At 67.5% G+C, this 14,295-nt stretch carries 12 protein-coding genes; 2 read left to right on the top strand and 10 right to left on the bottom strand.

Features of this window, described 5'->3' with window-relative positions:
• Nucleotides 1-23 precede the first annotated feature (23 nt).
• Together DIE04_RS04340 and DIE04_RS04335 are read right to left on the bottom strand one after the other, a co-directional pair.
• The gene (locus DIE04_RS04340; protein ID WP_124520071.1) at nt 24-1,448 is read right to left on the bottom strand and encodes a flagellar hook-length control protein FliK; all 1,425 of its coding nucleotides are present in this window, start codon (nt 1,446-1,448) and stop codon (nt 24-26) included.
• Between the two features lie 104 nt (nt 1,449-1,552).
• Nucleotides 1,553-2,251, bottom strand: coding sequence for an MgtC/SapB family protein (locus DIE04_RS04335; protein ID WP_124486076.1), 699 nt, complete (start codon nt 2,249-2,251; stop codon nt 1,553-1,555).
• 114 nt (nt 2,252-2,365) lie between these two features.
• Between DIE04_RS04335 and DIE04_RS04330 the strand changes: the two genes are divergently transcribed.
• Nucleotides 2,366-3,475, top strand: a complete 1,110-nt coding sequence (locus DIE04_RS04330) for an AGE family epimerase/isomerase (RefSeq protein ID WP_124520073.1) — start codon at nt 2,366-2,368, stop codon at nt 3,473-3,475.
• On the opposite strand, the gene DIE04_RS04325 is transcribed toward DIE04_RS04330, so the two are convergent.
• Nucleotides 3,448-5,076 carry a methyl-accepting chemotaxis protein gene (locus tag DIE04_RS04325; protein ID WP_124520075.1) on the bottom strand — a complete coding sequence of 543 codons (1,629 nt, stop codon included), beginning with the start codon at nt 5,074-5,076 and terminating at the stop codon, nt 3,448-3,450. The genes DIE04_RS04330 and DIE04_RS04325 overlap by 28 nt on opposite strands.
• 269 nt (nt 5,077-5,345) lie before the next feature.
• Between DIE04_RS04325 and DIE04_RS04320 the strand changes: the two genes are divergently transcribed.
• Nucleotides 5,346-5,789, top strand: coding sequence for a PaaI family thioesterase (locus DIE04_RS04320; protein WP_044845017.1), 444 nt, complete (start codon nt 5,346-5,348; stop codon nt 5,787-5,789).
• A 31-nt stretch (nt 5,790-5,820) separates the two neighbouring features.
• Here DIE04_RS04320 and DIE04_RS04315 read toward each other — a convergent pair whose 3' ends face one another.
• The 7 genes from DIE04_RS04315 to prpC all read right to left on the bottom strand — a co-directional run bounded on the left by DIE04_RS04315 (nt 5,821) and on the right by prpC (nt 14,235).
• On the bottom strand, nt 5,821-6,528 hold the full coding sequence (locus DIE04_RS04315) for a hypothetical protein (protein WP_124520077.1): 708 nt from the start codon (nt 6,526-6,528) through the stop codon (nt 5,821-5,823).
• Entirely contained in the window at nt 6,525-6,896 is a 372-nt protein-coding gene (locus DIE04_RS04310) for a hypothetical protein (RefSeq protein ID WP_260426215.1), read from the bottom strand. The genes DIE04_RS04315 and DIE04_RS04310 overlap by 4 nt, the downstream gene beginning before the upstream one ends.
• Nucleotides 6,893-7,570, bottom strand: a complete 678-nt coding sequence (locus DIE04_RS04305; protein WP_124520079.1) for a PAAR domain-containing protein — start codon at nt 7,568-7,570, stop codon at nt 6,893-6,895. The genes DIE04_RS04310 and DIE04_RS04305 overlap by 4 nt, the downstream gene beginning before the upstream one ends.
• Before the next feature lie 179 nt (nt 7,571-7,749).
• Nucleotides 7,750-8,799 carry a CaiB/BaiF CoA-transferase family protein gene (locus DIE04_RS04300; RefSeq protein WP_124520081.1) on the bottom strand — a complete coding sequence of 350 codons (1,050 nt, stop codon included), beginning with the start codon at nt 8,797-8,799 and terminating at the stop codon, nt 7,750-7,752.
• A gap of 370 nt (nt 8,800-9,169) precedes the next feature.
• Nucleotides 9,170-10,360: a 2-methylaconitate cis-trans isomerase PrpF gene (prpF, locus tag DIE04_RS04295; RefSeq protein WP_124520083.1), complete on the bottom strand. Its 1,191-nt coding sequence runs from the start codon at nt 10,358-10,360 to the stop codon at nt 9,170-9,172.
• 26 nt (nt 10,361-10,386) lie between these two features.
• The gene (acnD, locus tag DIE04_RS04290; RefSeq protein WP_124520085.1) at nt 10,387-12,981 is read right to left on the bottom strand and encodes a Fe/S-dependent 2-methylisocitrate dehydratase AcnD; all 2,595 of its coding nucleotides are present in this window, start codon (nt 12,979-12,981) and stop codon (nt 10,387-10,389) included.
• Between the two features lie 81 nt (nt 12,982-13,062).
• A complete protein-coding gene (prpC, locus tag DIE04_RS04285; protein ID WP_044845011.1) occupies nt 13,063-14,235 on the bottom strand; it encodes a 2-methylcitrate synthase in 1,173 nt (390 codons plus the stop codon).
• Nucleotides 14,236-14,295: the final 60 nt, after the last annotated feature.

Here is a 14,295-nt window from a genome sequence, read left to right as displayed (position 1 = left end):
GTTTGCAGGTAGGGTCGGACGATTTAGTGCGTTCGACGCACGCGCTTCGCGGCCGCCGCCTCGCGGTTCGCATTGCGTTGCAGCCGGTCGACCTGTGACAGCATCGCTTCGTGGTGTTCCGCGAGCGTCATCAGCGTTGCCTGCTGCGTCGACAGATCGGCAGCCAGCCGGTCGATCCGCTGTTGCCGGGCATCCAGTTCCTGCTTCAGGTGCGCAATCTGCCGTGTTTGCAGCACCAGCGCGGTGAGCCCCGCGAACACGACGATCGCCAGTGCCAGCAGCAGCCGGTTGACGCGACGCATCTCGCGATCGGCCGCCTGCTTCATGCCGGCCGTGTCGGCCTGCAGGGTGGCGAGCCGATCCGACAGCGGGCGCAGATGCGTGTCGGGATCGAAGGCTGGCCCGCTCGACGCGGCCGGTTGCGCGCGATCCGCCGACGGCTTCGTCACGAACGACGCCGCGGACGCCACCGGCTGCACGACCGGCGAGGCCGGCGCTGCGGCTGCTCGCGCAGCATCACGGGTACTCGCGGCAATCGCGGCAGCGACCGGCCCGGCCGGTTCGGCGGTCGCTTGCGGTTCGGCGGACGGCGGAGTGTGCTGCGCCGGAGGCACCTCCGCCCCGGCGCCGACAGCCGCTGCTTCCGGCACACTACGCACCGCTGGCGCTGCCGCTTCGCGCGTGCCGGCAGTCGCACGTCGCTTGCCGCCGGAGGATGCGCGACGCCCCTTCGTGGTCTCACCGGGCGCCCGCGCCGCGTCATCGCGTGTGACCGGCACGGCGGCACCTTCGGCCTCCCCGCCCGCTTTCACGAGACGATCGGCGATGGCCGCATCGACCGCACCACCCACCGCATCGGCATTCGCGGTCGAACGATCGGCGCTCGTCCCGGCCGCGCCGCCGGCTTCCGACACGCTGCCGGCCTTCATCTGGCCGCCGCCCGTTGCCGGCTCACCAGCTGCGCGCGCGCCGCCACCATCGGACAGCCGCGCCCCGCCGGGCTTCGTCGTGTCGGCAGCGGGCGCGGGCACGACATCGGCACCGACCGCATCGCCGTTTCCACGCGTCGAAGCAGGCTCCGTCGTCGTCGCGACGTCGGGAGCCGGATCGACCGCATCGGCAGCGGCGCCCGACGTGGCGAATCCATCCAGCGTCGCCTGCCGAGCGGCGTCCTCGCCGTCCACAACGGCGGCCACCGTCTCGGCGTCCGCCACCGCGTCATCACGCGAGACGGCCGGCGCACGCGCAGCCGGCTCGCGCACCGGATCGCCGAACAGGTCGAGCGTGTGTTCGTCCCGCGGCGCATCGCCGCCCGCGTTGCCGGACCGCGCGGTTGCCTTGGCGGCGGTGTCTGCCGCGGCCGCGACGGAACGCGGGCGCGAACGGGCCGATGAACGGTCGGAGCGGGAATGGGAACGGGAGCGAGGCACGGAAACGGATTCGGTCATGGAGTCGGATTGCAGGCCCGCGAGCGCGGAACCGAAGGTCGAACGGAATCAGTGACCGGCCATTGTCGCATGACCGATCGCCGATCCGGCCGATCGGATGCCGTCTATTCGTCGCCCGGCACGCCGCCGCCTTGCTCGAATCGCGTCACGCACGACAGCCCGCGCAGCTTGTCGCAGATCGCGCGGTATTCGAGATCCGACACGCGCCCGAGCGCGATGCGCACCTCATCGTGCTCGCCCGTGTCGTCGGCGCGCTGCACGATGAATTGCTTCACGCGCGCGCTGTCGGGGCCGAGCGCCGCGTGCAGCGAATCGAACGTCAGCGCGCCGCTCACCACCGTCAGCGCGAGCTGGCGCCGCTGCCGCACCGTGAAGTAGCGCCGCTCGAGCGGCTTGATGCCGGCCAGGATGATCAGGATGATGAGCGTCGCGGCAATCGCCGCGACGTACAGGCCACCGCCCACCGCGAGGCCGATCGCGGCGACCGACCACAGGCTCGCGGCCGTCGTCAGCCCGCGCACGATCTCGCCGCGCAGCAGGATCGAGCCCGCGCCGAGAAAACCGATCCCCGATACCACCTGCGCGGCGATCCGCGACGGATCGAGCACGACGTGGTCGCTGCTGCCCAGCACATCGGCGAAACCGAATGCCGATACGATCATGATGAGCGTCGAGCCGACACAGACCAGCATGTGCGTGCGCAGGCCGGCCGCCCAGGAAAGGCGCTCGCGCTCGATGCCGATGACGCTGCCGAGCGCAGCCGCGAGAACCAGCCGCATCACGAGTTCCAGGTTGCCGAGCATCCGATTTCTCTCCTTTTTTGGCGTCGGCCGCGCGGAATGTTTTATCCTTGGCCCCGGCCGCGCCGATCCTCCGGGCCGCGCCGACACGTTTCGATCCAAGCGCATAACCCCGTCATGTCCGTTTCCGACTCCGCTTCCGCCCAGGCCGCCCAGCTGCGCCGTCATTTCGCGCACGTCGTCTTGCCGATCTGGCAGGGTTCAGGGTTCGACCACACGCTGCGGCTACCGTTCGAGGCCGTCGACCCGGCCAGCCATGCACCGCTGCCCGTCACCCGTTATCGCGCCATGGCCTGCGCGCGGCAGCTGTTCGTGTTCGCGCAGGCCGGCAACATCGCGCACGCGGCCACGCTGTTCGATTCGCTGTGCGGCCGCTTCCGCGACCCGCGCCACGGCGGCTGGTTCTACAGCGTCGACGCGCAAGGCGCGCCGCTCGACACGACCAAGGACCTCTATACGCACGCGTTCGTCGTGTTCGCGTGTGCCGCGTGGCATGCGGCGTCGGGCGACGCCGCGGCACGCGCGGCCGCCGAGGACACCGCCGCGCTGATCCAGGACCGCTTCGCGCCGCAGCCGGGCGACGCGCTGCTCGACGCCGCGCGTCACGCCGATTTCTCGTCGTCGGGCAGCGGCGCGCTGCAAAACCCGCTGATGCACCTGACCGAAGCGTGGCTCGCGGCCGCCGATGCGTTCGGCGACGCGGCGTTCGACGATGCGCTCGCGCGCACCGCGCAGGCCGTCGAACGCACGTTCGTCGATACCGCGACCGGCTGCGTCGCCGAGCTGCCGCTCGGGGCGGCCGACAACCGCTTCGAGCCCGGCCATCAGTTCGAGTGGTTCTATCTGGTCGACGCGGCCGGCGCGCGCCTCGCGCAAACCGGGCTGCCCGGCGCACTCGCGCGCGCGTTCGCGTTCGCCGAGCAGCACGGGGTCGATCCGCAGACGGGCGCCGTGTGCGCGGCGGTCGACGCACGAGGCGCATGCCTCGACGGCACGCAGCGGATCTGGGCGCAGACCGAATACCTGCGCGCACTCGCGACGCACGGCGGCACGCCGGCGTCCGCGCCGCTCGCGCGGCAGATCGAGTGCTTCGCCGCGCGCTTCCTGCATCCGCGCGGCTGGTTCGAGTGCAAGACGGCCGACGGGCAGGTGTCGCGCGCCGACATGCCGTCGACGACGCCCTACCACCTCGCGACCGCTTACGCGGCGCTGCCCGCCGTTTCGTAACCGGCGTCGGCCGGCGACGGCGACCCGCGCTCGTGGCGAACCCCGCGAGCCGCGCGCGCGTCGCCCAGTTCGAACACCGACACCGCCTGCATCAGGTGCGCGGTCTGGTCGTTCAGCGACGCGGCCGCCGCCGCGACTTCCTCCACCAGTGCCGCGTTCTGCTGTGTCAGCTGGTCCATTTGCGTGACGGCCTGGTTGACCTGCTCGATGCCGACGGTCTGCTCGACCGACGCGGCCGTGATCTCCGACATCGTCTGCACGACCCGCGTGATCGACGCCGAAACCGTCCGCATCGCGTCGCCGGCCCGTTCGACGAGTTCCGAGCCGCCGTCGATCTGCGCGACCGACTCCTCGATCAGCGCCTTGATCTCCTTCGCCGATTGCGCGCTGCGCTGCGCGAGCGAGCGCACTTCGCCCGCGACCACCGCGAAGCCGCGGCCCTGCTCGCCGGCCCGCGCGGCTTCGACCGCCGCGTTCAGCGCGAGGATGTTGGTCTGGAAGGCGATGCCGTCGATCACCGAAATGATCTCCGCGATCCGCCCGGAGCTCTGGGCGATGCCGCGCATCCGGTCGATCACGCTGTCGACCACGCCGCCGCCGTGGCGCGTCGCGTCGAGCGCCGCGTCGGCCAGCGCGCTGGCCGCACGTGCGCTGTCGGTGTTCTGGCGCACCGTCGCGGTCAGTTCCTCCATGCTCGCGGCGGTTTCCTCGAGCGACGCAGCCTGCGTGCCCGTGCGCGCGGACAGGTCCGCGTTGCCGCCGGCGATCTCGCCCGCGCCGAGGTGGATCGCGTCGGACGCGTGACGCACGGTGCGCACGGTGTCCGCGATGCTCGCCTGCATCGCGGCGAGGCCGCGCAGCATCCGGTCGATCTCGAACACGCCACCCGCCCGCACGGCTTCGTCGAGCCGGCCCTGCGCGATCCGCTCGAAATGGCGGCCGGCTTCGTCCAGCGGCGCGACCACCGCGCGCCGCGCGGCCGCGTAAATGGCCGCGCTCGCCGCGAGCATCGCCACGAGCAGCACGATGCCGACCCACTTGAACCACTGCATCCCGCTGTCGATCGTGGCGAGCGCGTCGCGGCTCGACGCGCCGCCGTAGTCGGCGAAGCGGTGCAGTTCGGCGAGGTACGCGTCCTGGAAGCCTTGGGTCGGCTGGTCGAGGAACGCCTGGATGTTGTCGGCATCGAGGAACTGCACGAGTTCGCCCAGCGCGCCGCGCAGCGCGCGATAGCGCTCGGCGAGCGCGGCGACGCGCGCGCGGTTCGTCGCGTCGACGGCCTGTGCGGCCGTCAGCGCGGCGAACGCCTTGTCCGCTTCGCCGAGCGAAGCGCTGGCATGACGGATGATCTCGTCGGGCTTCGGGCCGCCGCGCACCATCCGCGTGCCGGCGCGCGACAGGTTCACGCGGGCGTCGAGCAGGCGCTCGGTCGCCTGGCTGGCCGCGTCGACCTGCGCGATCGCGACGTTCGACAGATCGTCGACGCCGCTGCGCGTCGACGCGAGCGCCCAGAAGCCGAGCGCCTCGATCGCGAACAGAAAGAGGCAAAACACGGTCAACACGCCGAGCAGACCCGACGCGAGCTTGATTTTTCCGAACATGGGGGAGATTCCTGGAGAGCCGACGATGGAGCAATGCCCCGGCATTAGCGGCATTTCTTCGTCGGACTTTAGGAACATCCGGCGAGAGGCGCCCGGCCAGTGCCCGCCATTCCCGTCGAATCGCCGGCAAACGAGGACAACGCGCGCGTTCGACGCAATCATCACGTCGCATCGCGCCGGCATCTGCGCGAAATGCGGACGAATTTCCTTGCTTATCCGCGGCCCCCTTCCTAGAGTTCAGCGCAAGCGGACACGCATTGGGGAAGTCGATGACGGACATCACGGACCACGCGCGCGGCGCATTGCGCGCGCAACCGTTCAGCATGCTGCTGGGCACGGAGCTGATGCATATCGGCGACAACGAAGTGTCGCTGTGCCTGCCCGTGCGGGAAGAACTGCGGCAGCAGCACGGCTTCGTGCACGGCGGCGTGATCGGCTATCTCGCCGACAACGCGCTGACGTTCGCCGGCGCGCTGGTGCTCGGCCCGCGCGTCATCACCGCCGAATACAAGATCAACTACCTGCGGCCGGCCGTGAACGGCACGCTCGTTGCGCGCGCGAAGGTCGTCTACGCGGGCCGGCACCAGGCGACCTGCCAGTGTCATGTGTTCGTCATCGACGGCGATCACGAACGGCTCGTCGCAATCGCGCAAGGCACGATCAACCGCGTCGGCGACGGCAAGATGCCGGATGCGCGGGAGGAAACGGCGTAAGGCAGATTCGTCGGCGAATCGTTCGGCTGTCTTATTGCTCGCCCTGAACCGAAAATTGAAATGGAATCTCGGGACGCGTAAATCGAAGCCGCACCTCGTTCAGGGCCGGAACAAAGCGCCGCTTTTCAAACGTGTAGTACGAAATTAATAGGCCGAGACGGGTCTCTTGTGCATCATCGAACAGATAGCTGTTCTTCGGAAATGCAAGCAATCCGGCCTTTGTTGCCAATACGGCCCGACAGGACGAAAGCAGACTCGGCAAATGAAGAAATGCCGCGCTTTTTCTAAACTCGAACGGGTTGGTCAGCAAGTAGATTTGGCGATGGCGGCCAGATTCACCAGACCCGCTGCTGTTTCCCTCCACACAGAGAGCCGACGGACGATGGTCCGCGGCTCCAGTAAAAAATATGCTCGCGCTTCCGGGGTAGATATCCACCGGATGTTCACCAGGGAAAGTCGTTGCGTTCGAAAAGCGATAGATCCTGCCGCCAATCGATATCTGGCGCTCCGCTACTGTGACGTGTACCGTCTTCCCGTCCAAGTCGATTTGAAAATCCTGGTATACGCCTCCATTGCCGCGATCGGAATATAGAAAGCTTGCGCGTTGCTGGACTGGACTGCCAAACAATGCACTCGATTGGGCCGCATAGAACTCGTCATAGCTGTCGTAGATCGTAGCGCCATGAGCGCTCCTTGCGAAGGCAACCAGGATTGCCACCAAGGTCATTGCGGGTTTCATCGGTATGCTTTTCCTCCGCTCGCCTTCAGATAGTCGGGATTGTGCTTCCAAAATACCGTATCCCCGTGCGCGGCTGTCGAAACCCACACCGAATCGTAACGCCCGCGCTCACCCCCATCGACGATCTTCCCGGTCCTTTTATTGCGGATTTTCCATCGAACGATGACCTCGCGCCGCTTCTCCGGCACGCCAAAAATGTTGTCCGATTGCGAACCCCATTTGAAGCCATCACGAACCTTGGGATGGTTTCCGTAATTGGTTTTGAAGTCCAGGCCGTCCCACCAAAATGCCCCATTCGAGGGGTCCAATCCTTCCGTAATGCTCGCACTGCCACCCTGATCGCCCTTCGCAAGGAAATAGCGGATCACGCGACGTCTCCTGGGCGTGCCGTAGTCGAACGCTTCACCAGCGTGAAGGTAAAGGCGGATACGAGACCCTCGCGCTCCGGGCTGTCCGTAATGATGTCGCCGTTATCGAGTTCGCTTCCGACAAAAGCCAGCGGCTCGAAGTCACGGTTATCCGCCAGGGCAAGACCGCTTACGATTCGCGCGGTCGAACCGTCCGCATAGTGGACCTGATTACCCACGATACCAGCCTTGCCAAGCCGGACACCGGTGTTCCAGGCACAGGTAGCGTTGCGCAGCACGCCACCTCGCGCAGTCGTTGCGCCTCGCACCGCGAGCCGGTGGCGCGGCGGCTCAGGCGAAGGCACATAAGCCGCATCGAACAAGCCTTCGACCGTCTCACCCGCCGGAACATGAATGCCCCATAACCGCTGAAGTGTTTCGACGATACGATCGCCATTGCTCAATCGGCTACCTACCAGTGCAAATGGCCTTTCTCGGCAAACCGCATAATTGCCCGCACCGTCGGTAATGACTGCCTCACTGCCATCCTCGTACGTGACGACATCGCCAACCCGGGCAACAGCAAGCCCAGCGACAGCAAGGCCGCTGCTAGCTTGGGTCACACGACCACCGCGCTCAGTGAGCGCTCCGATGGTGGCGAAAAGATAAGTCGGCGCGCTCTGCTCGTTCTTCATCTGGATCTCCTTTCTCGACGAATGGATAAGGATTGTTCGACGCAAAAATTTGCGTGATCGAGAAAGGAAAAACAATCAGACGAATTCGAAACTCCTACCGACAACGAGGATTATTTTTTTCTGTCTCAATACCTCGATGCGGTCGGCATTATCCGAGATATATCCGACTTGGGATGCGCTTAAGCTTCATCGCCCGTCAACGGCAGAAAACGTGGCGCCACGCGCGCCCGAACGTTGCCGCTCGCATCGGTACGATAGATCCCGCGCGCCGCATTGTGCGGATGCTCCAGCGCGTCGGCCACGCTCAGCACCGGCGCAAAGCATGCGTCCGTCCCTTCGAGCAGCGCGCGCCAGTGCGCGGACGGCTGCTGTGCGAACACCTCCGCGAAACGCACCTTCAGCGCCGGCCAGCGCGCGCGATCGTACTGCGACGCCGGATCGACATCGCTCAAACCGAGCCGCTCGACCAGCAACGCATAGAACGGCGGCTCGAGCGCGCCGATCGTCACGCATTCGCCGTCCTCGCAGCGATACACGTCGTAGAACGGCGCATCGTGGAAGAGGCTCGGCTGCGCGCCATCGAGCTGCCCGTTCGCGCGTGCCCACAACGCGAGCGAGCCGAGCATCGACACGATGTCGACGATCGCGCCGTCGACCACGCGCCCCGGGCCGCCGCCGCGCACGTCGAACAGCGCGCAGACGATCCCGAACGCGAGCCCGAGCGCGCCGCCCGCATCGCCGACGACGGTCGGCGGCACGCCGGGCCGGCCGTCGCGCGGTGCCGACAGCGACAGCAGCCCCGTCAGCGCGACGTAGTTCAGGTCGTGCCCGGCGGCCGTCGCGAGCGGTCCGTCCTGGCCCCAGCCCGTCATGCGTCCATACACGAGCTTCGGGTTGTGGCGCGCGCAATCGTCGGGCCCGAGGCCGAGGCGTTCCATCACGCCGGGACGCAGGCCCTCGATCAGCGCGTCGGCCTGCGCGATCAGCGCGAGCGCCGCGTCGCGGCCCGCCGGCGTCTTCAGATCGAGTTCGACGATCGTCTTGCCTTCGCGCAGCAGGTCGCCGTCGCGGCCCTGCAGCGCGTCCGGTGCGCTGGTGCGGCCGGCCGGACGCGCGATCAGCGTGATGCGCGCGCCCATCCCGGCGAGCATCCAGCCCGCGAGCGGGCCGGGGCCGAGGCCTTCGAATTCGACGATGTGGACGCCGGAAAGCGGCGCATCAAGCGACATGCGATTCTCCTGTCGATCCACGTTAGCGCTTTAGCGCTTACGTGGATCCCATGCTTCGCGGTCGATCCACGTTAGCGCTTTAGCGCTTACGTGGTCCCATGCTTCGCGGTCGATCCGCGTTAGCGCTTTAGTGCTCACGTGGGTCCCACGCTTTGGGATCGATCTGCGATGACTCACGCCAGCTCGGATCCGTGCATCACGACCGGAGTGCGCTTCCGCGCACCGGTACGGTCACCGATCCCACGCGTTGAATAGCGAATTGCCTTCGTCACGCATGCGCCAAACGAAAAAATCCCTGCGCAGCGGGCCCGCTTCGCAGGGATCGGTCCGGTTCAGCGCTGCAGGGTTGCACGCACGAACCGCGGCATGCTCAGAACGCATCCCCCGGCACCCGCACCCAGCCTTCCATCAGCACGCGCGCGCTGCGGCTCATGATCGCCTTCGTGACGGTCCATTCGCCGTTCTCGAGCTGCGCTTCCGCGCCGACGCGCAGCGTGCCCGACGGATGCCCGAAGCGCACCGCATTACGCTCACCGCCGCCCGCCGCAAGGTTGACGAGCGTGCCGGGGATCGCCGCGGCCGTGCCGATCGCGACCGCCGCCGTGCCCATCATCGCGTGGTGCAGCTTGCCCATCGACATCGCCCGCACCAGCAGGTCGACGTCGCCCGCATTCACGCGCTTGCCGCTCGACGCGACATAGTCGGCCGGCTTCGCGACGAACGCGACCTTCGGCGTGTGCTGCCGCGTCGCGATCTCGTCGAGCGTATCGATCAGGCCCATGCGCAGCGCGCCGTGCGCGCGGATCGTCTCGAACTTCTCGAGCGCCTTCGGGTTGCCGTTGATCGCGTCCTGCAGCTCGGTGCCCGTATAGCCGATCGCCTCTGCGTCGACGAAGATGGTCGGAATCCCCGCGTTGATCATCGTCGCCTTCAGCGTGCCGATGCCCGGCACGGCGAGGTCGTCGACGAGGTTGCCGGTCGGGAACATCGAGCCGCCCGCGCCCTCTTCGTCGGCGGCCGGGTCCATGAACTCGAGCTGCACTTCGGCGGCCGGGAACGTGACGCCGTCCAGCTCGAAGTCGCCCGTCTCCTGCACCGCGCCGTTCGTGACCGGCACGTGCGCGACGATCGTCTTGCCGATGTTCGCCTGCCAGATCCGCACTGTCGCGACGCCGTCGCGCGGCACGCGCGACGCATCGACGAGGCCGCCGCTGATCGCGAACGGGCCGACCGCCGCCGACAGGTTGCCGCAGTTGCCGGTCCAGTCGACGAACGCGCGGTCGATCGCGACCTGCCCGAACAGGTAGTCGACATCATGCCCCGGCCGCGTGCTCTTCGACACGATCACCGTCTTGCTGGTGGACGACGTCGCGCCGCCCATCCCGTCGATCTGCTTGCCGTACGGATCGGGGCTGCCGATCACGCGCAAGAGCAGCGCGTCGCGCGCGGCGCCCGGCGCCTGCGCGGCGTCCGGCAGGTCCTGCAGCCGGAAGAACACGCCCTTGCTGGTGCCGCCGCGCATGTAGGTCGCGGGAATCCTGATTTGAGGAATGTGAGCCATGTTTGCGTTGTCCCTGTATGACCCGGTCAAGCCGCCTGCGACGATTCGAGGAAGTCCTGCGCGAAACGCTGCAGCACGCCGCCCGCGTCGTAGATCGACACTTCCTCGGCCGTATCGAGCCGGCACGTCACCGGCACCTCGACGCGCTCGCCGTTCTTGCGGTGAATCACCAGCGTGAGATCGGCACGCGGCGTACGCTCGCCGATCACGTCGAAGGTCTCGGTGCCGTCGATGCCGAGCGTCGTGCGGTTCGTGCCCGGCTTGAACTCGAGCGGCAGCACGCCCATCCCGATCAGGTTCGTGCGGTGGATCCGCTCGAAGCCTTCGGCGACGATCGCCTCGACGCCCGCGAGCCGCACGCCCTTCGCGGCCCAGTCGCGCGACGAGCCCTGGCCGTAGTCGGCGCCCGCGATCACGATCAGCGGCTGCTTGCGATTCATGTACGTCTCGATCGCTTCCCACATCCGCATGACCTTGCCTTCCGGCTCGACGCGCGCGAGCGAGCCCTTCTTCACCGCGCCGTCGACGACCGCCATCTCGTTGATCAGCGTCGGGTTCGCGAAGGTCGCGCGCTGCGCGGTCAGGTGGTCTCCCCGGTGCGTCGCGTACGAGTTGAAGTCTTCTTCGGGCAGGCCCATCTTCGCGAGGTATTCGCCGGCCGCGCTGTTCGCGAGGATCGCGTTCGACGGCGACAGGTGATCGGTCGTGATATTGTCGCCGAGCACCGCGAGCGGGCGCATGCCCTTGAGCGTGCGCTCGCCGGCCAGCGCGCCTTCCCAGTACGGCGGGCGGCGGATGTACGTGCTCTGCGCGCGCCAGTCGTACAGCGGCGCCGCGCGCTCGCCCGCATCGGCCGCGCGCGCGAACATCGGTTCGTAGACCTTGCGGAACTGCTCGGGTTTCACGCTCGACGCGACGATCGCGTCGATTTCCTCGTCGGTCGGCCAGATGTCCTTCAGCGTGACGGGCTTGCCGTCCTGGTCGTGGCCCAGCACGTCCTTCTCGATGTCGAACCGGATCGTGCCGGCGATCGCATACGCGACGACGAGCGGCGGCGACGCGAGGAACGCCTGCTTCGCATACGGATGGATGCGGCCGTCGAAGTTGCGGTTGCCGGACAGCACGGCCGTCGCGTACAGGTCGCGATCGACGATCTCCTGCTGGATCTTCGGGTCGAGCGCGCCCGACATCCCGTTGCAGGTCGTGCACGCGAACGCGACGATGCCGAAGCCGAGCTTCTCGAGTTCGGGCAGCAGGTTCGCTTCTTCGAGGTACAGCTCGACCGCCTTCGAGCCCGGCGCGAGCGAGCTCTTCACCCACGGCTTGCGCGTGAGGCCCTTCGCGTTCGCGTTGCGGGCGAGCAAGGCCGCGGCGATCACGTTGCGCGGGTTGCTGGTGTTCGTGCAGCTCGTGATCGCGGCGATGATCACCGCGCCGTCGGGCATCTCGCCCGCCTTTTCTTCCCATTGGCCGGCGATCCCGCGCGCGGCGAGATCGGACGTCGGCAGCCGCTTGTGCGGGTTCGACGGGCCGGCCATGTTGCGCACGACGCTCGACAAGTCGAACGTCAGCGTGCGCTCGTATTGCGCGTTGGCGAGCGTATCGGCCCACAGGCCGGCTGCCTTCGCGTAGGTCTCGACCAGCTTCACCTGCTCGTCGCTGCGTCCGGTGAGGCGCAGGTAGTCGGTCGTCTGGCCGTCGATGAAGAACATCGCGGCCGTCGCGCCATATTCGGGCGCCATGTTCGAGATCGTCGCGCGGTCGCCGAGCGTGAGGCTCGCGGCGCCTTCGCCACGAAATTCCAGATACGCACCGACCACCTTTTCCTTGCGCAGAAACTCGGTCAGCGCGAGCACCACGTCGGTCGCGGTGATGCCGGGCTGGCGCTTGCCGGTCAGCTCGACGCCGACGATGTCGGGCAGGCGCATCCACGATGCGCGGCCGAGCATCACGTTCTCGGCCTCCAGCCCGCCCACGCCGATCGCGATCACGCCGAGCGCGTCGACGTGCGGCGTGTGGCTGTCGGTGCCGACGCAGGTGTCCGGGAACGCGACGCCGTCCTGCGCCTGGATCACCGGCGACATCTTCTCGAGGTTGATCTGGTGCATGATGCCGTTGCCCGGCGGGATCACGTCGACGTTCTCGAACGACCGCTTGGTCCATTCGATGAAGTGGAAGCGATCCTCGTTGCGGCGATCCTCGATCGCGCGGTTCTTCGCGAACGCGTCCGGATCGAAGCCGCCGCACTCGACGGCGAGCGAGTGGTCGACGATCAGCTGCACGGGCACGACCGGGTTCACCTTGGCCGGGTCGCCGCCGCGCTCGGCGATCGCGTCGCGCAGGCCCGCGAGGTCGACGAGCGCCGTCTGGCCGAGGATGTCGTGGCACACCACGCGCGCCGGGAACCACGGGAAGTCGCGTTCGCGCTTGCGCTCGATGATCTGCTTCAGCGAATCGGCGAGGATCGCCGGATCGCAGCGGCGCACGAGGTTTTCGGCGAGCACGCGCGACGTGTACGGCAGCGTGTCGTATGCGCCGGGAGCGATCGCTTCGACCGCGGCACGCGCGTCGAAGTAGTCCAGCGACGTGCCGGGCAGGGGTTTGCGGTTGGCGGTATTCATGATGTGGGGCGGAATTCGGGGTAAGACGTTGCGCGCGCGCCGGCGGCCCGCATCACGGGCGCCGGCGCGCGCGGCCGAAGATCAGCGCTTCTCGATCGGCACGAACTGCAGGTCTTCCGGACCCGTGTAGTTCGCGCTCGGGCGGATGATCTTGTTGTCGACGCGCTGCTCGATGATGTGCGCGCTCCAGCCGGACGTGCGCGAGATCACGAACAGCGGCGTGAACATCGCGGTCGGCACGCCCATCATGTGATACGACACCGCGCTGAACCAGTCGAGGTTCGGGAACATCTTCTTCGCGTCCCACATCACCGATTCCAGGCGCTCGGCGATGCTGTACAGCTTCAGGTCGCCCGCTTCCTTCGACAGCTTGTGCGCGACGCCCTTGATCACCTTGTTGCGCGGATCGGAGATCGTGTAGACCGGGTGGCCGAAACCGATCACGACTTCCTTGTTCTCGACGCGGCGGCGGATGTCGGCTTCGGCGTCGTCCGGCGAGCTGTAGCGGCTCTGGATTTCGTACGCGACTTCGTTCGCGCCACCGTGCTTCGGACCGCGCAGCGCGCCGATCGCGCCGGTGATCGCCGAGTAGATGTCCGAACCCGTGCCCGCGATCACGCGGCCGGTGAACGTCGACGCGTTGAACTCGTGCTCCGCGTACAGGATCAGCGACGTGTGCATCGCGTCGACCCACGACTTCGACGGCGTCTTGCCGTGCAGCAGGTGCAGGAAGTGGCCGCCGATCGAGTCGTCGTCGGTTTCCGTCTCGATGCGCTTGCCGTTGTGCGAGAAGTGATACCAGTAAAGCAGCATCGAGCCGAGCGACGCCATCAGGCGGTCGGCGATGTCGCGCGCGCCCGGCAGGTTGTGATCGTCCTTCTCCGGCAGCACGGTGCCGAGCACCGACACGCCGGTGCGCATCACGTCCATCGGATGAGCCGACGCCGGGATCTGCTCGAGCGCGGCCTTCAGCGCGCTCGGCAGGCCGCGCAGCGCGCGCAGCTTGGTCTTGTATGCGGCGAGTTCGGTCAGGTTCGGCAGCGTGCCGTGCACGAGCAGGTGCGCGATTTCCTCGAATTCGCACGATTCGGCGACGTCGAGAATGTCGTAGCCGCGATAGTGCAGGTCGTTGCCGGTCTTGCCGACCGTGCACAGCGCCGTGTTGCCGGCCGTCACGCCCGACAGCGCCACCGACTTCTTCGGCTTGAATGCGCCTGCGGCGGCCGGTGCTGCTGCGTCTTTCGTCTCGCTCATGTTTCCGTTCTCCAATGGGTATCTGGGGTGTCACGTCGGCCGGGCGCGGCGCTCGTGCGC

This window comes from Burkholderia sp. Bp8994 (assembly GCF_003853805.1).
Classification (GTDB): domain Bacteria; phylum Pseudomonadota; class Gammaproteobacteria; order Burkholderiales; family Burkholderiaceae; genus Burkholderia.
The sequence above is the reverse complement of the archived record's forward strand: the minus strand, read 5'-3'. Positions and strand labels throughout refer to the sequence as shown.

Excerpts from the sequence above, each read along its gene's own strand:
- DIE04_RS04340 (WP_124520071.1), bottom strand. The coding sequence starts at position 1,448 with ATGACCGAATCCGTTTCCGTGCCTCGCTCCCGTTCCCATTCCCGCTCC.
- DIE04_RS04335 (WP_124486076.1), bottom strand. The coding sequence starts at position 2,251 with ATGCTCGGCAACCTGGAACTCGTGATGCGGCTGGTTCTCGCGGCTGCG.
- DIE04_RS04330 (WP_124520073.1), top strand. The coding sequence starts at position 2,366 with ATGTCCGTTTCCGACTCCGCTTCCGCCCAGGCCGCCCAGCTGCGCCGT.
- DIE04_RS04325 (WP_124520075.1), bottom strand. The coding sequence starts at position 5,076 with ATGTTCGGAAAAATCAAGCTCGCGTCGGGTCTGCTCGGCGTGTTGACC.
- DIE04_RS04320 (WP_044845017.1), top strand. The coding sequence starts at position 5,346 with ATGACGGACATCACGGACCACGCGCGCGGCGCATTGCGCGCGCAACCG.
- DIE04_RS04315 (WP_124520077.1), bottom strand. The coding sequence starts at position 6,528 with ATGAAACCCGCAATGACCTTGGTGGCAATCCTGGTTGCCTTCGCAAGG.
- DIE04_RS04305 (WP_124520079.1), bottom strand. The coding sequence starts at position 7,570 with ATGAAGAACGAGCAGAGCGCGCCGACTTATCTTTTCGCCACCATCGGA.
- DIE04_RS04300 (WP_124520081.1), bottom strand. The coding sequence starts at position 8,799 with ATGTCGCTTGATGCGCCGCTTTCCGGCGTCCACATCGTCGAATTCGAA.
- prpF (WP_124520083.1), bottom strand. The coding sequence starts at position 10,360 with ATGGCTCACATTCCTCAAATCAGGATTCCCGCGACCTACATGCGCGGC.
- acnD (WP_124520085.1), bottom strand. The coding sequence starts at position 12,981 with ATGAATACCGCCAACCGCAAACCCCTGCCCGGCACGTCGCTGGACTAC.
- prpC (WP_044845011.1), bottom strand. The coding sequence starts at position 14,235 with ATGAGCGAGACGAAAGACGCAGCAGCACCGGCCGCCGCAGGCGCATTC.